This is a genomic window from Pseudomonas sp. WAC2 (genome assembly GCF_030403525.1).
GTDB lineage: Bacteria > Pseudomonadota > Gammaproteobacteria > Pseudomonadales > Pseudomonadaceae > Chryseomonas > Chryseomonas luteola.
This window is the reverse complement of sequence record NZ_JAUEPD010000004.1, coordinates 49,486-71,361: the sequence shown is the minus strand read 5'-3', so window position 1 is coordinate 71,361 and position 21,876 is coordinate 49,486. Positions and strand designations below refer to the sequence as shown.

Annotated in this window: 19 protein-coding genes; 18 read left to right on the top strand and 1 reads right to left on the bottom strand. The window is 56.8% G+C overall.

Annotated elements, in window-relative coordinates; genetic code table 11:
- Positions 1 to 49 precede the first annotated feature (49 nt).
- Positions 50 to 2,692, top strand: a complete 2,643-nt coding sequence (locus QWJ10_RS09905; protein WP_289925968.1) for a glucosidase — start codon at positions 50 to 52, stop codon at positions 2,690 to 2,692.
- 153 nt (positions 2,693 to 2,845) lie between these two features.
- Positions 2,846 to 4,624 carry a gamma-glutamyltransferase gene (ggt, locus tag QWJ10_RS09900; RefSeq protein ID WP_289925967.1) on the top strand — a complete coding sequence of 593 codons (1,779 nt, stop codon included), beginning with the start codon at positions 2,846 to 2,848 and terminating at the stop codon, positions 4,622 to 4,624.
- A gap of 15 nt (positions 4,625 to 4,639) precedes the next feature.
- On the opposite strand, the gene QWJ10_RS09895 is transcribed toward ggt, so the two are convergent.
- Complete coding sequence (locus QWJ10_RS09895; protein ID WP_218567895.1) at positions 4,640 to 5,638, bottom strand: LysR family transcriptional regulator; 999 nt, start codon at positions 5,636 to 5,638, stop codon at positions 4,640 to 4,642.
- A gap of 93 nt (positions 5,639 to 5,731) precedes the next feature.
- Here QWJ10_RS09895 and QWJ10_RS09890 point away from each other — a divergent pair, with 93 nt between their 5' ends.
- The 16 genes from QWJ10_RS09890 (at position 5,732) to QWJ10_RS09815 (ending at position 21,793) form a co-directional block, all read left to right on the top strand.
- Entirely contained in the window at positions 5,732 to 6,367 is a 636-nt protein-coding gene (locus tag QWJ10_RS09890; protein WP_289925961.1) for an alanyl-tRNA editing protein, read from the top strand.
- A gap of 87 nt (positions 6,368 to 6,454) precedes the next feature.
- Positions 6,455 to 7,225, top strand: a complete 771-nt coding sequence (locus QWJ10_RS09885) for a 2OG-Fe(II) oxygenase (protein ID WP_010798504.1) — start codon at positions 6,455 to 6,457, stop codon at positions 7,223 to 7,225.
- A gap of 2 nt (positions 7,226 to 7,227) precedes the next feature.
- Positions 7,228 to 7,869, top strand: a complete 642-nt coding sequence (locus QWJ10_RS09880; RefSeq protein WP_289925954.1) for a LysE family transporter — start codon at positions 7,228 to 7,230, stop codon at positions 7,867 to 7,869.
- A gap of 108 nt (positions 7,870 to 7,977) precedes the next feature.
- Positions 7,978 to 8,298, top strand: coding sequence for an Arc family DNA-binding protein (locus QWJ10_RS09875; RefSeq protein WP_289925952.1), 321 nt, complete (start codon positions 7,978 to 7,980; stop codon positions 8,296 to 8,298).
- A gap of 509 nt (positions 8,299 to 8,807) precedes the next feature.
- Entirely contained in the window at positions 8,808 to 9,512 is a 705-nt protein-coding gene (locus tag QWJ10_RS09870; protein WP_197871845.1) for a FadR/GntR family transcriptional regulator, read from the top strand.
- 27 nt (positions 9,513 to 9,539) lie between these two features.
- A complete protein-coding gene (gene ltnD, locus QWJ10_RS09865; protein ID WP_289925950.1) occupies positions 9,540 to 10,433 on the top strand; it encodes an L-threonate dehydrogenase in 894 nt (297 codons plus the stop codon).
- 5 nt (positions 10,434 to 10,438) lie between these two features.
- Positions 10,439 to 11,731, top strand: coding sequence for a 3-oxo-tetronate kinase (otnK, locus tag QWJ10_RS09860; RefSeq protein WP_289925948.1), 1,293 nt, complete (start codon positions 10,439 to 10,441; stop codon positions 11,729 to 11,731).
- Positions 11,728 to 12,366, top strand: coding sequence for an aldolase (locus QWJ10_RS09855; RefSeq protein ID WP_289925946.1), 639 nt, complete (start codon positions 11,728 to 11,730; stop codon positions 12,364 to 12,366). Before otnK ends, QWJ10_RS09855 begins: the two co-directional genes overlap by 4 nt.
- Before the next feature lie 136 nt (positions 12,367 to 12,502).
- The gene (locus tag QWJ10_RS09850; RefSeq protein WP_289925944.1) at positions 12,503 to 13,963 is read left to right on the top strand and encodes an SLC13 family permease; all 1,461 of its coding nucleotides are present in this window, start codon (positions 12,503 to 12,505) and stop codon (positions 13,961 to 13,963) included.
- A gap of 18 nt (positions 13,964 to 13,981) precedes the next feature.
- Positions 13,982 to 14,761: a 2-oxo-tetronate isomerase gene (otnI, locus tag QWJ10_RS09845; RefSeq protein ID WP_289925942.1), complete on the top strand. Its 780-nt coding sequence runs from the start codon at positions 13,982 to 13,984 to the stop codon at positions 14,759 to 14,761.
- Positions 14,737 to 15,441: a YsnF/AvaK domain-containing protein gene (locus QWJ10_RS23170; protein WP_354669625.1), complete on the top strand. Its 705-nt coding sequence runs from the start codon at positions 14,737 to 14,739 to the stop codon at positions 15,439 to 15,441. The genes otnI and QWJ10_RS23170 overlap by 25 nt, the downstream gene beginning before the upstream one ends.
- Positions 15,442 to 15,504: 63 nt before the next feature.
- Positions 15,505 to 16,482, top strand: a complete 978-nt coding sequence (locus QWJ10_RS09835) for a YsnF/AvaK domain-containing protein (protein WP_289925938.1) — start codon at positions 15,505 to 15,507, stop codon at positions 16,480 to 16,482.
- A gap of 558 nt (positions 16,483 to 17,040) precedes the next feature.
- Positions 17,041 to 18,579 (top strand): MBOAT family O-acyltransferase, encoded by a 1,539-nt coding sequence (locus tag QWJ10_RS09830; RefSeq protein ID WP_289925936.1) that lies wholly within the window; start codon positions 17,041 to 17,043, stop codon positions 18,577 to 18,579.
- A 24-nt stretch (positions 18,580 to 18,603) separates the two neighbouring features.
- Positions 18,604 to 20,529, top strand: coding sequence for an HAD-IIIC family phosphatase (locus QWJ10_RS09825; protein WP_354669627.1), 1,926 nt, complete (start codon positions 18,604 to 18,606; stop codon positions 20,527 to 20,529).
- Positions 20,526 to 20,783 carry an acyl carrier protein gene (locus QWJ10_RS09820; RefSeq protein WP_122044138.1) on the top strand — a complete coding sequence of 86 codons (258 nt, stop codon included), beginning with the start codon at positions 20,526 to 20,528 and terminating at the stop codon, positions 20,781 to 20,783. Before QWJ10_RS09825 ends, QWJ10_RS09820 begins: the two co-directional genes overlap by 4 nt.
- Positions 20,780 to 21,793: a hypothetical protein gene (locus QWJ10_RS09815; RefSeq protein ID WP_289925930.1), complete on the top strand. Its 1,014-nt coding sequence runs from the start codon at positions 20,780 to 20,782 to the stop codon at positions 21,791 to 21,793. The genes QWJ10_RS09820 and QWJ10_RS09815 overlap by 4 nt, the downstream gene beginning before the upstream one ends.
- The last annotated feature ends 83 nt before the right edge of the window (positions 21,794 to 21,876 follow it).

The following is a 21,876-nucleotide window of genomic DNA, read 5'->3' as shown; positions in this document are numbered from 1 at the left end:
CGCCTGTTCGCGCTTGGAGTTAGGCAATCTGATTATCACGGGAGATACGATGACGGCACATCCAGCACCGGGCATCCTCAACACAATAGAAGGCCAGCGGCTTTCCGGCGTAGATGCCGAGCACTGGCGAAAATGGGGTCCCTACCTGAGTGAACGCCAATGGGCAACGGTGCGTGAGGACTATAGTGCCGATGGCAACGCCTGGAGCTATTTCCCACACGAACATGCACGCAGCCGTGCCTATCGCTGGGGTGAGGACGGGCTAGCCGGTTTCTCCGACGTAGCCCAGCAGTGGTGTCTGGCGCTAGGGCTCTGGAATGAGCGCGACCCTTTTATCAAGGAACGTTTGTTCGGCCTGACGAACGCCGAAGGCAACCATGGCGAAGACGTCAAGGAACTGTATTTCTATCTGGATGGCGTTCCAAGCCACTCCTACATGCGCATGCTCTACAAGTATCCCCATGCCGAGTTTCCCTACGCCGATCTTGTCGAGGAAAACGCTCGCCGTGGCCTTGAGGATGCGGAGTACGAGATTTTGGATACCGGTGTCTTTAACGACAACCGCTATTTCGATGTGACGGTCGAATACGCTAAGAACACACCGGACGATGTGCTGATGCGTGTCACGGTGGTGAACCGCTCGACCGAGGCCGCCCGCCTGCATGTCATGCCCCACCTGTGGACGCGCAACACGTGGGTGTGGACCGGTGCCCCCCAGCGGCCGCTGCTATCCATGATGGACGGTGGGAGAGTCAAGGCAACCAACTACAACTGGGAGAATTACGTCGCTACTGCATGGGGTAATGTTGCGCCCGAATGGATCTTTTGCAACAACGAAACTAACAAGCCGAAACTGGAAGGCGTCGAAGCGACTGGTCCCTTCAAGGATGGCATTAATGATTATGTGGTGAGTGGCGATGAGCAAGCGATCCGCCGAGACTCCGGCAGCAAGGTCACTGCACGGTTCGTACTGGATATCCAGGGAAATGGCCGCTCGGTTGTCTACCTGCGATTCGCACCGGAAACCGCTGATCCTCATCTTGATGTAAAAGCGGTCTTCGCCAAGCGTCGCGCTGAAGCAGACGCCTTCTACGCCGAACTGCAGCATAATATTGTCGACGAGGACGCCCGTAACGTGCAGCGACAGGCCATCGCCGGCCTGCTCTGGTCCAAGCAGCTCTACTATTTTGAAGTCAACCGTTGGATCAATGGTGATCCTAATCGTCCCGCCCCGCCTCAGGAGCGCAAGAGCGGTCGCAATACTCAGTGGCGGCATCTCGTCAATTTCGACATCGTATCGATGCCAGACAAGTGGGAATACCCGTGGTATGCCTCATGGGACCTTGCGTTTCAGGCAGTGGCCTATGCCATGATCGATCCGGGCTTTGCCAAGCAGCAACTTCTGCTGTTGGTAAAAGACCGCTTCATGCACCCAAATGGACAACTGCCGGCCTACGAATGGAACTTTGAGGATGCCAATCCTCCTGTGCACGCCTGGGCCTGCTGGCATGTTTACCAGCAAGAAAAAGCACTGATGGGACACGGTGATCGTGAGTTTCTAGAGCGCGTTTTCCATAAGCTGTTGCTCAACTTTTCCTGGTGGGTCAATCGCAAGGACGCCGAAGGCCGTAATCTCTTCCAGGGTGGCTTTCTAGGCCTGGATAACATTGGCATTTTCGACCGTTCCGCCGTCTTGCCGCCCGGCTGTCATCTGGACCAGGCCGACGGAACTGCCTGGATGGCTGCTTATGCGCTCGACCTGATGCGCATTGCGCTAGAGCTGGCCAAGGAAAATCCGGTATATGTGGACATTGGCGTCAAGTTCTTCGAGCACTTCCTACATATCGCCGGCGCGATTAATGCGGGTGAAGAGCGCCATGATGGGCTTTGGGATGAGCAGGACGAGTTTTTCTATGACGTGCTGCACCGCGCCGATGGTACCTGCGAACCCATGCGGCTGCGCTCGATCGTAGGACTCATCCCGCTGTTCGCCGTACAGGTATTAGAGTCCAAGGAATATGAAGGCCTGCCTGGCGTGCGGGATCGTCTGAAGGAGTTCGTACGGCAACGTCCTGATTTGGCACGACTGGTTTCCCGTTGGACCGAGCCCGGTCAGGGCAACCGATTCCTGCTGGCGCTGCTGCGTGGCCAGCGGACCAAGAGTCTCCTGGCACGGATGTTAGACGAGAAAGAGTTTCTATCGCCATTCGGCATCCGCTCGCTATCCAAGGTGCATGCCGAAGCCCCCTTCGAGATGCGGCAGGAAGACGGCTCCATGCTTAGCGCACGTTATCAACCCGCCGAATCTGACTCCCGGTTGTATGGCGGTAACTCCAATTGGCGGGGGCCGCTGTGGATGCCGATCAACTATATGTTGATCGAATCGCTGCATGAGTTCTATCTGTATTACTCGGACAACTTCTCGGTGGAGTATCCGACCGGCTCCGGCTACCTCGCCTCCCTGGAAGAGGTCGCCAGCGGCCTGAGCGAGCGCTTGACACGCATGTTCCTCAAGGATGAAAACGGCCACCGCCCCAGCATGATGGCCTATCCACAGCTTCAGAATGATCCGGACTGTGCGGACCTTGTGCTTTTCCATGAGTACTTCCATGGTGAGAACGGGCGCGGTCTTGGAGCTTCCCACCAGACCGGCTGGAGCGCACTGGTCGCGCTGCTGCTTCAGCCTCGTTGATAGCTGTGCATGAAAGGCCGGACCTCGTCCGGCCTTTTTACAACCGGCATTTCAATGCAACCCAGCAGCCTTTAGTATCCCTAGCGATGTGGACGCGCGGTTCCACCGGTTCAATGTGCTACGCCTTATAACAATCCCAACAAGGAGACCTTGATGTTCGTCCGATGGACATTGCCATTTGCTGCAGCGGTATCGCTTTCCACCTCCATGCTTCTGTCCCCTGCACTTACGGTTGCGGCCTCCAATCCTGCCGTGGAGGCCAGGCATGGAATGGTCGTCTCGTCGCAACAGCTGGCTTCACAGGTGGGCGTGGATATTCTCAAGAAAGGGGGTAACGCCATCGACGCTGCCGTTGCCGTCGGTTATGCGCAGGCCGTGGTCAATCCCTGTTGCGGCAATATCGGTGGCGGTGGCTTCATGACAATCCACTTGGCGGATGGCAAAGATACCTTCATCGACTTTCGCGAAAAGGCGCCTGCTGCCGCCAGTGCAGATATGTATCTCGATAGCAACGGCAAGGTCCGTAAAGACGCCAGCCTATATGGCTATCTGGCCGCTGGCGTGCCCGGTACGGTATTGGGCCTGGACACCGCTCACCAGCGGTACGGCAAGCTGACCCGAGAGCAGGTCATGGCTCCAGCGATCCGGCTGGCAAGGGAAGGCTTTGTATTGACCCGGGCGGATACCGATATCCTCGACACTACCGTTGAACGCTTCAAGCATGATCCGGAAGCCGCACGACTTTTCCTGCGCAAGGACGGCTCTCCACTTCAGCCAGGTGACCGTCTGATACAGACCGACCTTGCCAACACCCTCGCTGCCATCGCCAAAGAGGGACCGAACGCCTTCTACCAGGGACGCATTCCCCAGGCTGTCGAAAAGGCGGCCAAGGCAGGGGGCGGCATCCTGACGGCAGAGGATTTTGCGCGTTACACCATCAACGAAACCGCACCGCTTACCTGTACCTACCGAGGCTACACCTTTGTGTCTGCCCCACCGCCCAGCTCGGGAGGTGTGACCTTGTGCGAAACCCTCAATATTCTTGAAGGTTATGACCTGAAAAGCATGGGCTTCAACTCGGCGGATTATATCCATACCCTGACCGAAGCCATGCGGCAGGCCTACATGGACCGCAACACCTCTCTGGGCGATCCGGCCTTTGTCGATAATCCCATCGAGCAGCTCACCAGCAAAGATTACGCCGCCCAGGTACGCAACCGGATTATTCCCAACAAGGCCACCCCGTCGGCGCAGGTTATTCCAGGCATGGAAACACGAGAAAAGCCAGAGACCACGCACTACTCCATCATGGATGAACACGGAAATGCCGTTTCCACGACCTATACCATCAATGGCCGATTCGGATCAGTCGTTATTGCGCCCGGAACCGGGTTCTTTTTGAATAATGAGATGGATGATTTTACCGTGAAGGTGGGTGAGCAGAACCTGTATGGTCTTGTTCAGGGTACTGCCAACGCCATAGCCCCAGGCAAGCGCCCGCTTTCTTCCATGACCCCCACGTTGGTCAACAAAGACGGCAAAACCTTTATGGTACTGGGCTCACCGGGTGGCTCACGTATCATCTCCATTACACTGCAAACCGCCCTTAACGTGATAGACCATGGCATGCCACCGCAGGAAGCGGTCGATGCACCGCGGATCCACCACCAGTGGATGCCCGATGAGGTGTATTACGAGCAACGCGGCGTATCAGCCGACAGCCTCAAGCTCCTGCAGGACATGGGCTATACCATGGTGCAGCAAACGCCATGGGGCGCAGCCGAACTGATCATGGTGGGCCTGCCGGGTGCGCCTGGCGTCACGGCAGATGACTCCGGCAACGACTCGGCAGTATCCGGGCGGGTGCGGGAAGGCTTTCTTTACGGCTCCAACGACGTACGCCGTCCCGCAGGCGCCGCAATCGGCTATTGAACCCTCCAGGCGGCGCTACCAGTCGCCGCCTGCCTCCGGCATCTCGTATTCCCGGTACTGGGTCACTGCCATGCCGATCTCTGGATCGTCATGGAGTGTTGGCTCCTGACTCAGTCGTTCGACCAGAAAGTCGATAAACACCTTGAGCTTGGGTTGCAGGTGCCTGGTTGCTGGATAGAGCAGCCAGGCTCCTCCGCAGTATTGCGTCTGGAATGACCACTCAGGCAGCACTTGAACAATCAGGCCCTTGCGTAAGGCGTAGCGCGCGGTGAAATAGGGAAGACTGCCGATACCGATATGGTGCAGCACAGCGTCCAATCGCGCGCCGGTATGATTGGCGGCATAACGGCCGCGAACGTTGACGCTTACGGTCTTGTTACCTTTTCTAAACCGCCAACGTGAATCGGCCGGCTCCTGCCCCAGGTAAATGCAGCTGTGCGTTGTCAGCTCCCGAGGATGCTCCGGCGTGCCATGCTCTGCCAGATAATGGGGTGTCGCCGCCAGTAGATGGTCGATCTGCACCAGTTCTCGCCCCATCAGACCGGGCGGTGGCTGATCGGTAATGCGGATAGCCAGGTCCACATCGCCATCGATAAGATCAACATAGTGGTCGCTCAGATTCATCTGCACATCCACATGCGGGTAGAGCCGCAGGAATTCGGGCAGGTGCGGATGAATCAGAAACCGCCCGACTGCCTTCGGCACGCTCAGGCGGATGACGCCTTCCGGCGTCTGACTGAACTGCCCGCTAACCTCCATGACGGCGCGCGCAGCGTTCACCATGTCGACACAGCGCCGATAGACCTCTTCCCCGCTTTCGCTCAAACGCAGCTTGCGTGTTGTCCGGTTGAGCAGGCGTGTCGCCAGGGCCTTTTCAAGCCGGGCCACGCTTCGGCTGGTGGAAGACGGTGTCGTGCCCAGCTGACGGGCGGCCTCGGAAAAGCTTCCGGTCTCGACGACCTTGACGAAAACAACCATCTCGCCCATTAGCATGATTGATAGATTTGTGCTCACCGCGCAAAAGTCCTTTGGAATGCAGGCGGATTATCACAATATCACCCCTTCCCTAGAATGGGGCAGGCATCTGCTTTGCAAAGGGCTTTAGACATGACTCAGCGTCTGTATTATTCGAGTGACATTCTGGTCATGGAGGTTGAAGTTACCGCCTGTGCCCCTTGGGAAGATCTCTATGCGGTGGAGTTGGCCGCCACGCCCTTCCATCCCCAGGGCGGTGGGCAACCCAGCGATACCGGCTGGCTGGGCGACACAGAGGTCGTCATGGTCAAACAGGACGGCGAGCGTATCGTCCACTACACACGAGAGCCTGTAACACCGGGTTCCATGCAAGCTCGGGTCGATGAGAACCGACGTCGACTACATACACACTTGCATTCGGCCGGTCATCTGATCGGTCATATCGGAGAGGCGTTTGGCTGGCGACCCGTCAAGGCACACCATTGGCCAGGAGAAGGCCGTATTGAATTCATGCCCGGTCAGGAGGCTCGGCCTCTGGATGCGGAGCAGCTGGAATCCTATTTCGACCAGTACGTGCGGCAGGATCTGCCGGTCAGCATCACCCTCGATGACGAAGGCCAGCGCAGGGTTGGCTTTGGCGATTTTACGCCTTACGGCTGTGGCGGCACGCATGTTCGCTCCTCGCGGGAGCTTAACGGACTGAAGGATCTCCTGCTCAAGGAAAAGAAAGGAAAACTCTCCGTTCATTACGATGTGACTTCCCCATGACGTGATCACACGATGGTCAGGGTCTGCGACGTGTAACGACCATACGAGCACACCAGGAAGTCACCCTATCACCCAAGGAACCTGCTCATGATGCTTGAAAAGCAGCGTCTCGAGACGTCGTCCATCAACGCTCTCGCTAACGAAGAGGTCATGGCGATCCACGTCAGGCAGTTCATTCCTCAGGAACTGGCGTCGAAGATAGCCCAGCAAATTCTCGGACAGGGTTTCGAAAGCTACCTTAACGCACCCAGTATCGGCCGTATCGGCATGGCCTTTTACGAGGCTGAAAATCAGCCGCCCCGGCTGGCGGACTATTTTGAAAGCGTCTACGAAAACATCGAAGAACTGCGACGGCGTTGCCAGCCGTATCTGTCCCCTATCGATCTGCTGCGCTGCACGCTCGATGAAGTCTGGCCTGCCGGCGCCCGGCTGCAAACCCTGTATGGACGCAAGATGTATGTAGGCCTTTCCCGCGTCGTCAAACCGGGCGTTCGCTTCCTCGCCCATCACGACATCTTTGCCAAGGATGCTCCGCAGAGCACCGAGGCCATGAGCCTTGAGGCCCAGATGGCCTGCAACGTTTACCTGAACATGCCAAGCGAGGGCGGCGCCCTGCAGCTCTGGCGAACCGAACTTACGCCCGATCAGTTCGACGCCCTGCGTGGCACAAGCTATGGAATAGACCCCACCCTGCTGGGACCACCCGATGTTGAAATCCGACCGGAGCCGGGTGACCTCATTCTCTTCAATTCAAGAAAGATGCATGCGGTCACTCCCGGTTCGGACCATTTACGCCTCAGCCTGTCGTGTTTTGTTGGATACCGAGGCGCTGGCAGTCCGTTGACCTTCTGGAGTTGAAATTGACGTCCTCTTACTTCACCGAATTTTTAAGCCTTGCCATCATCCATTTTCTGGCGGTGGTCGCACCAGGGCCCGATTTTGCCATCACGGTACGCCAGAGCGTTCGCTACGGACGTCTGGTCGGGCTGTTTACGGCGTTGGGCATCGGAGCAGGCATTTCGGTACATGTGCTCTATACGCTGCTGGGCATCGGTGCCCTGATGCACGCTACTCCCTGGCTGCTTAGTGTTGCAAAAGTGGTTGGGGGCGCCTACATCCTTTATCTAGGCATCAGCCTGCTCAAAAGCAAGCCGACCCAAGCATTGGATGAAGTGCAAGGCGGCACGGTGGCTGTCGATGAGCAAACCATTGGCAAGGCATTCCGTATTGGGTTCCTCACCAATGCTACCAATCCCAAGGCAACCCTGTTTTTTCTGGCGATCTTTACTACCGTGGTGAGCGCACAAACCCCAATGAAAATCCAGGCGCTGTATGGCTTGTGGATGTGCTGTGTGAACGCAACCTGGTTCATGATCGTCAGCTTTCTATTTTCGAGCCCTCGTGTGCGACAACTGTTCCTGCGCATGGGGCACTGGTTCGAACGCACGATGGGGCTAGTGCTGGTGTTCTTCGCCGGCCGGTTGTTGCTGTCGATCATCTAAGTGTTTCACGGCTCGATAGCCACAAGCTGCCGGGCCGTGTCGAAACCTGGCTGGAGCGGTTCACTGCACAGCTGTTTGTCCCTACCCCAGCACGGAGCTGAATAGACTATGCCACAAGCCATTCGATCCTACTCGACCCGTACCGCCGAAAAATTCGTCCTCCGGCTGCCTGAAGGCATGCGTGAGCGTATTGCAGAGGTTGCTCGCAACCACCACCGCAGCATGAACTCCGAAATCATCTCGTACCTGGAGCATAGTCTAGTGCAGGACGGCCTTCTTAAAGCTGATCCCGACATGCGCATGGACAGCCCGACCCTGAGCCTGCACGAACGTGAACTACTCCAGCGCTTCCGCCAGCTTTCCGGTCGACAGCAGAATGCACTTATCTCCCTGATCGCCGACGACCTTGAACGTGTAGGCGAGCACTAAACCCCTGGGCTTTCCCGACTGCCTTCACTACGCTGCCCAGCGCCACTGGGCTAGCCGAGTGCACCCGACTATCCGGGCATCCCATTCGCGCTCCAGATAGGATGGAGACGCATCTTCAGTATCCAACCGCTATACCCCGAGTTAAGCGACCTGCCTGACCAGCAATTGGCAGGCCTTATCATGTGGGTTCCTGGCAGCCTCGCCTATATGCGGGGTCTGGGCTAAAGGGCTTGGCGATGGCTGAGCCTGGCACTTAGGGCTTGGTTGCCAGAGCAAGACCTCAGGAGCGAAGCCGAGTGTAGAAAGCCCTATTTAGGGCTTTATGGTTCAAGCGTTACGAAATGGATTTGGATAACGGCCTGCATAGCGGCTGCCCGCTATAAGCCACTAAATTGTGATCTCAATCATGTAGGAGTGCAGAAAAGGCACTACACAAAGCGATTCACTTAATGGATGATGAACGCCCGACTTGTATGACAAGCATACAACACGACAACAAGTAGATGATCATGTTCGAGAAGGTCTCTTCCCATGCGCTGAGCGACAACGTGGCGCAACAACTCCTGCACAAGATCAGCACAGGAGTTTTTACCCCAGGCAGCAAGCTTCCCAGCGAGGCTCTACTTTCGGAAGCCTTCGGTGTGAGCCGAACAGTCGTGCGTGAAGCCCTGTCACGCCTCAAGAACGAAGGCGTTTTGCAGTCCCAACAGGGTCGTGGTGTCTTCGTCACGGAGAACGCCACGATTCGCCCGCTGCGCATCGACTATGAAGAAGCGCATCTTCCTGGCAGCGTTTTCCATTTACTGGCCTTGCGCCGAGCCATTGAGGCGGAGATTGCCTCCGAGGCGGCGTTGAATCGCACCGAAGACGATCTCGTTGCCATTGATGATGCCCTCGCAGCCATTGATGAAGAAGTGGCCGAAGGACGTGACGGGGTAAAGGCCGACGTAGCGTTCCACCGTGCAATCGCCCTGGCTACGGGCAATCCCTATTTCCTCAAAACGCTTGAGTTCGTCAGCCAGTATTTGGAGGCCGCCACACGTATCACCCGCACCAATGAAGCGCGGCGTGAGGACTTTTCCCGGCAGGTTCATGAAGAACATCAAGCCATTGTGGCTGCCATTCGCCTGCGCGATCCACTTGCAGCCGGAAACGCGGCCCGCGCGCACATCTACAACGCAGCCCGCCGCTTGCGTCAGGCTGGCGTGGAATAGCCTGCAACCCTTCGACAGGAGATAACAATGAATAAAAACGTTGGTGTGATTGGCCTGGGCGCCATGGGATTGGGTATCGCCCGCTCGCTGTTGCGCGCCGGCTTTAACGTATACGCCTGTGACGTACGTGCTGCTGTCCTGGAGCAATTTGCAACCGAAGGCGGCGTGGCCTGTGTAACGCCTGCTGCGCTGGCCAAGTCCTGCGAGATTGTCATAACAGTGGTCGTAAATGCTGAGCAGACCGAAACGGTACTCTTCGGCGAGAGCGGAGCAGTCTCTGAAATGCGTCCGGGCGGGCTCATCATTGCCTGCGCAACCGTAGCGCCCACCTTTGCAGCTGAATTGGGGAAGCGCCTGGCGGAGCATCAGCTACTGCTATTGGATGCGCCTATTTCCGGCGGAGCGACCAAGGCCGCCGCGGGTGAAATGACCATGATGACTTCCGGCCCCGCTGCGGCCTATACCCTGGCGGAAGCGGTACTGGCAGCGATGGCCGGCAAGGTGTATCGCCTGGGCGAGGCTCACGGACAAGGCTCCAAGGTTAAGATCATCAACCAGCTGCTCGCGGGTGTGCATATTGCAGCTGCCGCTGAGGCCATGGCGCTGGGGCTGCGGGAAGGTGTCGACCCTGATGCCCTTTACGACGTGATCACCCACAGTGCCGGCAACTCGTGGATGTTCGAGAACCGCATGCCGCACATTCTGAATGCGGACTATACGCCCCTGTCTGCGGTGGACATCTTTGTGAAAGACCTGGGCCTAGTACTCGATACTGCCCGTACCAGCAAGTTTCCGTTGCCCCTTTCGGCCACGGCTCACCAGATGTTCATGCAGGCCTCCACCGCCGGTCACGGTCGAGAAGACGACTCTGCCGTGATCAAGATTTTCCCGGGCATCGAATTGCCTAAGGCCAAGGGGTGACGCCGATGAACGCATCAACCCATCGCCCGCTGCTTGGCTGTATTGCCGATGATTTCACAGGCGCCACGGACCTGGCCAATATGCTCGTTCGCGGCGGTATGCGAACGATACAGACGATTGGCATACCCGCCGACGATACCTTACCAACAGCAAATGCCGACGCGATTGTGTTGGCATTGAAATCTCGCACCACACCTGCCGCGGAAGCGGTAGCGGAATCCCTGACAGCCTTGCACTGGCTCCGTGAGCAAGGCTGCGAGCAGTTCTTCTTCAAGTACTGCTCGACCTTCGACTCAACCCCGGCGGGTAACATCGGGCAAGTAACCGAAGCCCTCATGGCGGCGTTAGGCACCGATTTCACCTTGGCCTGCCCGGCTTTTCCTGAAACCGGCAGGACGGTTTTCCGCGGACACCTTTTCGTCCAGGATGCCCTGCTCAGCGAATCGGGCATGCAACATCACCCACTAACCCCCATGACCGATGCCAACCTGGTTCGTATGCTACAGACCCAAACTGAATTACCCGTTGGTTTGCTGCGCTATGACCATATCGCGCAAGGGCCCCAGGCAGTCCAGTCAGAGATCGCCCGGCTACGTGCCGAGGGCATCCGCATTGCCATTGCCGATGCGCTCTCTAATGCAGACCTGCTGACCCTGGGCGAATCCTGCAAAGAACTGCCGCTGATCACCGGCGGTTCAGGAGTTGCTCAAGGGTTGCCCGATAATTTCCGCCGTGCCGGCCAGCTGCAAAACAGGCAGGCGGATGCCTTACCTGCAGTATCAGGGCGTGGAATTGTCTTGGCTGGTAGCGCATCGCAAGCTACCAATGGCCAGGTTGCGGTATGGCGGGAGGCCAATCGCCCATCCCTGCGGATTGACCCACTGGCCCTGGCGCGCGGCGAGCCTGTCGTGGAAGAGGCGCTGGCATTTGCACTGGCATCCGACGAACCTGTACTCATCTACGCTACCTCTTCACCCATAGACGTCAAAGCCGTTCAGGCCGAATTAGGTGTCGAGCGTGCGGGGCAATTGGTCGAGCATGCACTGGGCAGTATCGCAGCGGGTTTACATGAGCAAGGCGTACGCCGTTTTGTCGTGGCAGGTGGTGAAACATCGGGCGCGGTAGTAAAGGCGCTCAATATCCGCGCATTGCAAATCGGCCCGCAGATCGATCCAGGCGTGCCTGCCACCGCCAGTATTGATACAGAACCGATGCTTCTTGCCCTTAAGTCCGGCAACTTTGGATCACCCGATTTCTTCGCCAAAGCCCTGGATCGCCTGGCCGGAGGTACGCAATGAGTAAAGAGCGCCGGTTGCGAGAGGAAATCTGCGATGTGGGAAGAAGCCTCTATGCCCGTGGCTACACCGTAGGGAGCGCAGGCAATATCAGCGCCCGTCTGGAGGATGGCTGGCTAATCACACCTACCGATGCCTGTCTGGGACGACTCGAGCCTGCTGCCATTGCCAAGGTTGATCTTGCGGGAGAATGGGTGTCAGGCGACAAGCCCTCTAAAACACTGGCTTTGCATAGGCAGGTCTACGATCGTAACCCTGCCATGCAGGCAGTTGTACATACCCACTCGACCCATCTGGTTGCGCTTACATTGGCAGGCGTCTTTAGTCAGGACGAGATTCTTCCGCCGATTACGCCTTATCAGGTGATGAAGGTCGGCCGCATTCCCTTGATCGGTTATGAACGACCCGGCTCGCCCAGGGTAGCCGAACGAGTGGCTGAGCTGGCCAATCGTGTACGAGGCGTCATGCTCGAGCGATTGGGACCGGTGATCTGGGAACGCTCGGTGAGTCAAGCCAGTTACGCCCTTGAAGAACTGGAAGAAACCGCCCGCCTATGGCTACTAACCCAGCCGCGCCCAGCATCACTCAGCGATGAAGTGTTGCAGGAACTGCGAGAGGTATTCAGCGCCGTCTGGTAGCTGAATACCCATACACACCTTCTCTGTCGGGTGGCTCATATGAGCCGCCACGGACGCGGCTTATCCAAGAACAACAAAAGGAAACCGCCATGCCCTATCTGAACCTTGTCACCTCTTCTCTATGGGAGGTTCATCCATGACTCCTACCCTGCTGGTTGCGATTGCCGGTGCGGGCATCGCCTTGTTGCTGTTTCTCGTTCTCCGCTACAAACTCCAGCCGTTTGTGGCGCTCATGCTGGTCAGTATTTTGGTCGCCTTGGCTGCCGGTGTAGAGCCCTCCAAGCTGGTTGCGACGATTGAAGGCGGAATGGGCAAGACGCTCGGACATATCGCTATCATCATTGCTCTGGGTGCCATGATCGGGCGAATCATCGAACTGTCTGGCGGTGCGGAATCCCTGGCGCAAACCCTCATTCGCCGCTTCGGCAATCGTCGCACACCGCTTGCCCTGACAGTGGCAGGGTTTCTGGTTGGAATACCGGTCTTTTTCGAGGTGGGCGTCATCATCCTCATGCCGCTGGCCTATGGCGTGGCGCGCGCCTCCAGCAAACCATTACTGGCATTGGCCCTCCCTATGTGCGCCGCCATGCTCACGGTACATGCCTTTCTTCCGCCCCACCCGGGCGCCGTAGCCGCAGCGGGTCAGCTGGGTGCTGATCTGGGCCGTATCCTGCTGTTTGGGCTCCCGATTACAGCGGTGCTATGCCTGGTAGGCTACCTGGTCTCGGCCAGAATGACACGACGTCACTATCCGATAACCGATGATGTTCGACTGGACGTTTATGGTCCACAGGTCACTGATGCACACTTGGAGCAATGGGCAGCCGGTCGTGATATGGCACCTGGTCTTCCTACGCTTGGCGCGGCGGCCGTCAAAGTCGACGAAACGCCTAGCGGCATTGCGGCTACGCTGCCTGCTGCGCCTGCTCCAGGGTTTGGCTTGATTGCGGCATTGATTCTGCTGCCTATCGTTCTGATTCTCATGGGTACGCTGGCAAACTCGCTCGTTCCGGCCGGCTCACTGCTACATGATGTACTCACCGTTCTCGGAGCGCCCTTCGTGGCCTTGCTGCTGGATACACTGCTATGCGCCTATGTGCTGGGGGCTCGCCGCGGCTGGTCGGCCAGTCAGATTTCAGAAGTCATCGGCTCTGCCCTGCCGGGTGTTGCAATGGTGATCCTGATTGCAGGCGCGGGGGGTGTATTCGGCAAGGTTCTGGTCGACACCGGCATCGGTGCCATTGTTTCGGAAATGCTTCGCTCTACCGGCCTTCCGGTCCTCGCGCTAGGCTTTATCCTGACGCTGCTGCTGCGCGCCGTTCAGGGCTCGACTACCGTCGCCCTCGTCACCACGGCAGGTATTCTCGGCCCGCTCATCGCAACGCTGGATCTCTCTGCCAACCAGATGGCACTTCTCTGCCTGGCCATGGGCGGCGGCGGGCTCGCCATGTCTCACATCAACGATGCGGGCTACTGGATCTTCACTAAACTGGCTGGACTGAACGTGGGCGACGGCCTGCGGACCTGGACCGTACTGACCACACTGCTGGGCTCCCTGGGGTTTATCTTGACCCTATTGCTCTGGCCCTTTGTCTGAACACTCGAAGGAGAGACTATGCCCCGCTTCGCTGCAAACCTGAGCATGCTATATCCCGAACACGACTTTCTCGACCGCTTTGCTGCGGCCGCGGCCGATGGCTTCAAGGCAGTCGAGTACCTGTTTCCTTACGACTACCCAGCTGCCGAGCTCAAGGCACGGCTCGACGACTACGGACTTGTCCAGGCGCTGTTCAACGCACCGCCTGGAAATTGGGCGACCGGAGAGCGCGGTCTCGCCTCCCTCCCCGGACGCGAAGCTGAATTTCAAGATAGCATCGCCCGTGCGCTGGACTATGCTGCCGCTCTGGGTAATGACCGCTTTCATGTCATGGCCGGGCTGCTGCCGGCAGGCGCAGATCGCGCAGCACACCGTGAGGTATACCTGCAAAACCTCACCTATGCGGCGCAGGAAGCGGCCAAGAGTGGCCTGACGGTAGTCATTGAGCCTATCAATACGCGTGATATGCCCAGCTTCTTCCTGAATCGGCAGGATGAGGCTCAGGCCATCTGTTCAGAAGTGGGTGCTGCCAACCTCAAGGTCCAATTTGACTGCTACCACTGCCAAATCGTAGAAGGAGATATCTCTGCAAAACTACGTCGTGACATGGCAGGTATCGGGCATATTCAAATCGCCGGCGTACCGGACCGACACGAGCCGGACAACGGCGAGATCAACTACCCTTATCTATTCCAGCTGATCGATGAACTGGGATACACCGGTTGGGTCGGTTGTGAATACCGTCCACGTGGAAATACATCTGAAGGCTTGGCATGGATGCGTCATCTAAGCGCTTAGGTCCTTTCCTCGTGTCGGCGGGCGTTTCTGCGTCCGCCTCCTCTCATCACCTCCTTTACCAGCGTTACGCTTGCTCGGTTGCATTGGGCCGACTCCTACAGACCGCTTACGTTCCTGTAAATCTTCTGCTCTCAACCAGTCTAGAACCGGCCCTACCGCTCGTAAGTTTCTCTGAACGAACCGTTTGTGACTCACTCCATTTTCACGAAGGGCATGAAAACACCGAGCGAAATCAACAGCAGGATAGACGGATGAACAACGACCAGTCTGATAGGCAAGCAACCGAAACGATACCTATCGTTGAAGAGCGTGCCGAGCTTCATAAAGAGACTGTCGAATCCGGTCGCGTCCGGATCAACAAGACCGTCGAGTCAAAGGAATACACCGTTTCTGACGCCTTGCGGTATGAGGAAACGGTTATCGAACGGGTCAAATTCGACACGCCAGTCGACCCCGCTCACCTTCCACAGGTGCGGCAGGACGGTGATATCACCATCATCCCTGTTTTCGAAGAAGTTCTGGTTGTTGAAAAACGCTTGATGTTGAAGGAAGAACTTCATGTCCAGCGCGTCACTCGTGAAGCACAACGTACCGTGCCGGTCACATTGAAACGCGAAAACGTGACTGTGGAACGCAGCCACTCTCATCCGGAGTCAGATCACTCCGGTTCCGCGCGGTAAACGCAGTCTGCACCGCCCAATCGAATCGCAGCACAGCTGCCGAAGAGAACGAAAGGTGACTTTATGAAACAGCACATTCTAGTTGCAGCATTTGACCACGTTAACGAAGCAGAACAGGTTAAGCGTGAGCTTTTGTCCAAAGGCGTATCCCAAACGAACATCCGCATGGCCGCCTCTAACGAATCCCCCGTGCTCGACGGCACGACAGATACTTCCATGCGGTCCGACACCCGTACTCACGACGATGAATCGATGACCGACAAGATCGGCGGCTTCTTCCGCTCAATCTTCAGCGATAGCGACACCCATAACAGCCGCTACGCCGATACCTATCCTGAAGCGGTACGCCGTGGATCCACTGTGGTGACTGTTACCGTCAATGACGACGCACAAGTAGGTGTCGTTGAAGAAATCATGGAGCGCAATGGCGCAATTGATATTGACGAGCGCAGCGCCAATTGGAGTAACCAGGGTGCGATCGGCTCTTCAGCGACCACCATGGGTACTAGCGCCGCTACCGGGCCGGTATCGAGTGACTACCCCAACACAGCTTCTACACTGGGTGTAGGGTCCACTACCCTCGCTGACCAGACGCCTACTGAAGCGACTGACCGCACGGCCATTCCAGTCATGGAAGAAGAATTGAAGGTCGGCAAACGTGAAAACAGCCTGGGCCGCGTACGAGTGGTATCACGTATGAGTGAGCGTCCCGTTGAAGAAACGGTCAACCTCAGCGAACAGCATGCCGTTATCGAACGTCGCCCTGTCAACCGCCCAGTCTCCACTGACGATCTTTCTGCCTTCAAATCCGGAACGGTAGAGATCCAGGAAACAGCAGAAGAAGCCGTTGTTGAGAAGACTGCTCGAGTTGTGGAAGAAGTCGTGGTAGGTAAGGAAACGACTCATCATAACGAAACGGTTCGTGACACAGTACGCCGTACCGATGTAGACATCGAAAATGACAATGTCGCAACCCGGGCTGGCATGCGGGGCACCGATCATATGGACGATGTCGATCCTACCACCCGCACCAAACGCTAATCGTCTGTTTAGCGAAAAGGCCACCTAATGGTGGCCTTTTTGTTTTTACGTCTCTGATTACTTGGTTATGTACATGGGTTTGGTAGTTTTCTTAAACCATTAATAGGGCTGGTATTATTTTGTAATTCCGTTATTTGTTTTAAGGAGCAACAACAACCGCGTCCCATTTATGAGTGATAGCCGTCACAATTTATGGGCAATCTGGTAAAGACTCATTAACAGAACATTAATAAACGGCGCTTTTCTTTCCACACAAAGCAAACTAGATCACACAAATAAGCAAATCTTCCGCTTGAAGCGGCGAGCTTTTTTGGCAAGCGCTAAGCATAGGTGCTACACGAAGATATAGGATTTTTCTGTGGCCGAGCGCACAAACGTTCTGGATCAAAATCCCCGTACGCGACGGTGAAAGGCACTTATGCGCGGTCGGTAGTAGATGGCCGCGGTGGATATCAGTGATAGCCATTCATGATGCAGTGCCAAGGAAACCACCCCGCTCTGGCTTGTCGCCGGGCGAGCCCTTGGCCATGGAGCGGCGTTGTTAAGAGGGTCAGGACGATGCTTTTTAACTCGTTTGCGTTTATAGCCGGATTTCTTCCTGTCGTACTGTTAGGCTTTTTTGTTTTGGGTGGGACGGGTCGACAACGCTTGGCGATCGTCTGGCTGACACTCGCCTCCCTGGTATTTTATGGTTGGTGGAATCCAGCCAACGTTCCGCTGTTGGCCGCAAGCATGATCTTTAATTACCTGCTGGGTGGCTATCTACTTCGCAACCCTTCCCGCTGGGCCCTGACACTAGGTATTGCCGCCAACCTGGCACTGCTGGGGTACTACAAATACACCGGTTTTCTGCTCGGCACGCTTGACGATGTGCTCGATACAGGCTGGACGGTCAGTGACATCATTCTACCCCTGGCCATTTCGTTCTTCACGTTCCAGCAAATTGCCTATTTGGTCGATGCACACGACGGTGAAGTTGTTGAACATAATTTTCTCAACTACTGCCTTTTCATTACCTTCTTTCCGCACCTGATCGCCGGACCGATTACCCATCACCGTGAGATGCTGGAGCAGTTTCGCGAACGCAACAACTTCAAACCCCGCCTGGATAATCTCACTGTTGGCACCACTATCTTCCTGCTGGGGCTATTCAAGAAGGTTGTTATCGCCGACCCGCTGGGTGAAAAAGCTTCGCCGGTGTTTGCATTGGCAGCCGACGGCGTGACGCCCTCTTTCTTCGACGCATGGACCGGCGCGCTTACGTACACCCTCCAGATCTATTTTGATTTTTCCGGCTATAGCGACATGGCGATCGGCCTGGGGCTTCTTTTTGGAATAAGCCTACCGGCCAACTTCAACAGCCCGTTTAAGGCACGCAACGTGATCGACTACTGGTCTCGCTGGCACATGACGCTGACACGCTTTCTGACCGCCTATATCTACAATCCCATCGTCATGCGGATTACCCGTGCACGGCTGGCTGCCGGTAAGCCCCTGCCCAAGCGCGGAAAAATGTCGCTTGGTACCTTTGTAGCGCTGGTGGCCTACCCTACCCTTTTCACCATGTTCATTTCCGGCGTCTGGCATGGGGCCGGCTGGCAATTCGTAGCGTTCGGGCTACTCCACGGTTTTTACCTTGTGGTCGCCCATGGCTGGCGCGCCTATAAGGTCAGTAAAGGCTGGAAGCTCGACAGTGACAACCGAATCCATCAGGTCGCTGCATTGCTGCTCACCTTCACCTGTGTGGTGGTGGCCATGGTGTTCTTCCGAGCCGAAAGCGTGTCCGCTGCCATGGCAATCCTCACCGGCATGGTGGGCCTGAGCGACGTCTCGACCAAGCTCGACAAGTCCGATTTCCTGGCCATCGCTATGTTGCTGGCCTTTGTCTGGACCATGCCCAATATCGGCCAGTGGATGCATCACTTCCGCACTGCCCTGAACTTTCGGCCAAAGGAAAACTGGATCGAACACTGGTTCCCCTTCGTGGCGTGGCGACCTACGCCGGTGCTAGGCGCTGCCTTGGGTGTACTGGGTTTTTTTGCGTTGGCCTCTGCGTTCTCTGCGGCCCCGACCGAGTTTCTTTACTTCCAGTTCTAAGTGTCGAAACAGGAGCATTCCATGATGGACCTATTACCCTGGCTTCCCCCTCATCCAGATCTCAGCGCAGCGATCAGCGAGGCCAAGCGAGAGGCAGACCCTGCCAAGCGGCTCAGTCAGGCGGCTTACTTATCCGGATTTCGACGCGACTTCACCCTTACCACCCGACTGGATAAGCTTGCCGCAGAAGGACTGAGTGATCTCACTACAGCAGGAGATCTTGCAGCACTGGGTTTGCGTCCCTTGCGCATCGCCCTGCTTTCCTCCCATACCGTGGACCATCTCGTTCCTGCCATTCGGGTAGCAGGCCTCTCCCGGCGTCTGGCCTTGTCCGTGTATGTTGCCCCGTATGGCATGTATCGACAGGCCTTACTGATGGACGACCCTGCGCTATCGTCCTTTGCCCCCCAGGTGATTCTGTTGGCCGTGGATGCAAAAGACACTTCCCTGCAGCTGCCCCTGGATGCATCAGAGGCGCAGGTTTCAAGCGCCGTTGAGACGCGTATCGAGGAGTTACGCCACCTCTGGCGCCTCGCCCGGGAACGTTACGCAGCGCAGGTTATTCAGCAAACGCTTGTCACTGCAGAACCCTTGCTGTTCGGCTCATTCGAAGCCCATGTTCCAGCCGCGCCCTTTGCCGTAATCGAGCGGCTCAATACCGCCATCCGTGCAGCGGCAAGGGAAGAAGGTGTACTGCTGATGGACCTGGCGTGGCAAGCTGCACAAGGAATGTATGGCACCGGTCTGGCTGAGCCTGTGCGGTGGCACCAAGCCAAACAGCTGGTCAGCCCAACGCTGGCCCCCCTTTATGGCGATCAGCTGGCAAGGGTTGCTGCTGCCGGGGTCGGTCTCTCACGCAAGTGCTTGGTCCTGGACCTTGACAACACCCTGTGGGGCGGCGTGATTGGCGACGATGGTGTTCATGGCATCCAGATAGGCCAGGGATCACCGGTCGGTGAAGCGTTTCTGGCATTCCAGCATTACGCAGGGAAGCTGGCCAAACGAGGCATCATTCTCGCGGTCTGTAGCAAGAACGATCTGGCAGTAGCTGAAGCGGCGTTCGACCACCCGGAAATGGGTCTCAAGCGCTCCGATATCGCCGCCTTTGTTGCCAATTGGGAGGACAAGGCGAGCAACCTGCGTCGTATTGCCTCCATGCTCAATATCGGCCTCGACAGCCTAGTCTTTGTCGACGATAACCCGGCTGAGCGTGACATTGTTCGCCGTGAGCTACCCGAGGTGGCGGTGCCGGAACTTCCCGAGGATGTAGCCGACTACCCTGCTCGCGTAGCGGCTGCCGGTTATTTCGAGACAGTCTCGTTCACCACAGACGACACTGCACGCAGCCGTCACTACGCCCTTAACGCCGAACGCAAGGTTGCCATGAGCCAGGCAACCGACATGGAAGGTTATCTGCGCGGTCTGCAGATGGTTCTTACCGCTACCACCATCGGCCCGGCAGAGTTGATCCGTACCACGCAGCTGATTAACAAGACCAATCAGTTCAACCTTACGACGCGCCGCTACAGCGAAGTGGAGGTCGAACGCCTTGCAGCAGATAATCATGCAGTTGCCCTTGCGGTGCGCCTGAGCGACAAATTCGGTGATAACGGCCTGATCAGCGTAGTTCTCGCACGCGCAGATACCGCATGGGCTCAGGATGAACTTCTTATCGATACCTGGCTGATGAGCTGCCGCGTCCTGGGCCGTCAGGTAGAAGAGGCCGTCCTCGACGTACTGATCAAACGCGCGACGGCAGCTGGCTGGGCAGCGCTCATCGGCGAATATCGCCCTACCGACCGGAACGGCATGGTTGCCGAACATTATGCAGCGCTGGGCTTCGATCATTGCCCAGCACCTGAAGGCGCTATCCCCAACGCCAGCTTCTGGCGTTATGACCTGCTCTCACCCCGTACTTCCCGCCACTTCATCGAGGTTACTGACGTATGAACGATAAGGACATTCTCAACGCACTGACCCAGGTCTTCCGCGATGTGTTTGATGACGAGGACATTGTGCTTGCCTCAGACATGACCGCTGACAACATCGACGGCTGGGACAGCCAGACGCATGTCATCCTGATCGTGGCGGCAGAGCAGCGTTTTGGTATCAAGTTCAGGACCGCAGAGCTTGAGTCACTCAAGAATGTGGGCCATTTCGCTCAGCTGATCCAATCCAAACTCGAAGGAGCAGCGGTGTCATGAAGACTTCAGCAGCGGATGACAAGCCCACCTCCAGTTCCGGCAGCAGGATTTCTGCCGGCTACCTGCTGGCACTATTTGGCGGAATGGCAGGTGCCCTCGCGGCGTTCTGGATGCTGCTGCTCGGCCTGCGCGGCACAGATAACTTGCCCCCACCGGCATTCTCCAATAGCCTGTGCGTTGATGAGAAACTCAGCTTTCTACGTGAAAATCCCATCGAATCGCCAGACCTGCTGGTGATAGGGTCATCTGTAGCCTGGAGGCATATCGATGGTGATGCCATCGTCAGGCATTCCCCAGGTACGCGCCCGCTGAACGGCGCCTTCTGTGGTCTGCATGCCAATCAATCGGTATACGTTGCCAACTGGCTACTTGACCGGGAACCTACCGTCAGGCATGTCCTGATGGTAGTCGACCCCCAGGACTTTGCGGGTTGCTGGCGTGTTTCGGCTGCCGTATTCAATCGCAACGATGTTGATCAGTACGTGTATGAGAAAACGTCACCCTGGCTTTACTACATGCACTATTTCTCCCCCGGCTCGCTGATGCGCAATGCCTTGAAGGTGAAGGATCAGCGGGCCAACCGTATCGAGTTCGATCCTCTGGTGTTCAATCGCTACGGCGATGGCCCACTGAATACGCTAAACAGTCGGGAGTTGCTGTATGGCCGCCCGGAGGTGCTGGATTCAACCTGTTTCAATGCCCTGCAAACCCTGGCTACCCGTTTGTACCAGGAGGGACGGCAATTAACGGTCGTATCCACGCCATTACATCCTGACTGGAAAGCCCAGCAAGATCCAACGGGTGTATTTCTGGCTAACTTCGACCAGCAGCTTGCTACCGCCCTGGCGCCCACCAAGGCCCAGTATTGGAATGGCGACAAGGAATGGATTACCGCCAAAACATCCTTCATAGATGCAATCCACCTGCGCTGGTCAGCCGCCCAGAAGTTTTCCGAGGCCATGGTGCAAGAGATCCGAATCGCCAGAAATGACGTCGCGCCTGGAACCTGAGCGTTCTGAAATACGCCGACACGGAGGTCGGCAAGTCTCATGCTCACCACCTTGCAGCCATCTGCGATATACACTATGTCTTG

Excerpts from the sequence above, each read along its gene's own strand:
- QWJ10_RS09905 (WP_289925968.1), top strand. The coding sequence starts at position 50 with ATGACGGCACATCCAGCACCGGGCATCCTCAACACAATAGAAGGCCAG.
- ggt (WP_289925967.1), top strand. The coding sequence starts at position 2,846 with ATGTTCGTCCGATGGACATTGCCATTTGCTGCAGCGGTATCGCTTTCC.
- QWJ10_RS09890 (WP_289925961.1), top strand. The coding sequence starts at position 5,732 with ATGACTCAGCGTCTGTATTATTCGAGTGACATTCTGGTCATGGAGGTT.
- QWJ10_RS09885 (WP_010798504.1), top strand. The coding sequence starts at position 6,455 with ATGATGCTTGAAAAGCAGCGTCTCGAGACGTCGTCCATCAACGCTCTC.
- QWJ10_RS09875 (WP_289925952.1), top strand. The coding sequence starts at position 7,978 with ATGCCACAAGCCATTCGATCCTACTCGACCCGTACCGCCGAAAAATTC.
- QWJ10_RS09870 (WP_197871845.1), top strand. The coding sequence starts at position 8,808 with ATGTTCGAGAAGGTCTCTTCCCATGCGCTGAGCGACAACGTGGCGCAA.
- ltnD (WP_289925950.1), top strand. The coding sequence starts at position 9,540 with ATGAATAAAAACGTTGGTGTGATTGGCCTGGGCGCCATGGGATTGGGT.
- otnK (WP_289925948.1), top strand. The coding sequence starts at position 10,439 with ATGAACGCATCAACCCATCGCCCGCTGCTTGGCTGTATTGCCGATGAT.
- QWJ10_RS09855 (WP_289925946.1), top strand. The coding sequence starts at position 11,728 with ATGAGTAAAGAGCGCCGGTTGCGAGAGGAAATCTGCGATGTGGGAAGA.
- QWJ10_RS09850 (WP_289925944.1), top strand. The coding sequence starts at position 12,503 with ATGACTCCTACCCTGCTGGTTGCGATTGCCGGTGCGGGCATCGCCTTG.
- otnI (WP_289925942.1), top strand. The coding sequence starts at position 13,982 with ATGCCCCGCTTCGCTGCAAACCTGAGCATGCTATATCCCGAACACGAC.
- QWJ10_RS23170 (WP_354669625.1), top strand. The coding sequence starts at position 14,737 with ATGGATGCGTCATCTAAGCGCTTAGGTCCTTTCCTCGTGTCGGCGGGC.
- QWJ10_RS09835 (WP_289925938.1), top strand. The coding sequence starts at position 15,505 with ATGAAACAGCACATTCTAGTTGCAGCATTTGACCACGTTAACGAAGCA.
- QWJ10_RS09830 (WP_289925936.1), top strand. The coding sequence starts at position 17,041 with ATGCTTTTTAACTCGTTTGCGTTTATAGCCGGATTTCTTCCTGTCGTA.
- QWJ10_RS09825 (WP_354669627.1), top strand. The coding sequence starts at position 18,604 with ATGGACCTATTACCCTGGCTTCCCCCTCATCCAGATCTCAGCGCAGCG.
- QWJ10_RS09820 (WP_122044138.1), top strand. The coding sequence starts at position 20,526 with ATGAACGATAAGGACATTCTCAACGCACTGACCCAGGTCTTCCGCGAT.
- QWJ10_RS09815 (WP_289925930.1), top strand. The coding sequence starts at position 20,780 with ATGAAGACTTCAGCAGCGGATGACAAGCCCACCTCCAGTTCCGGCAGC.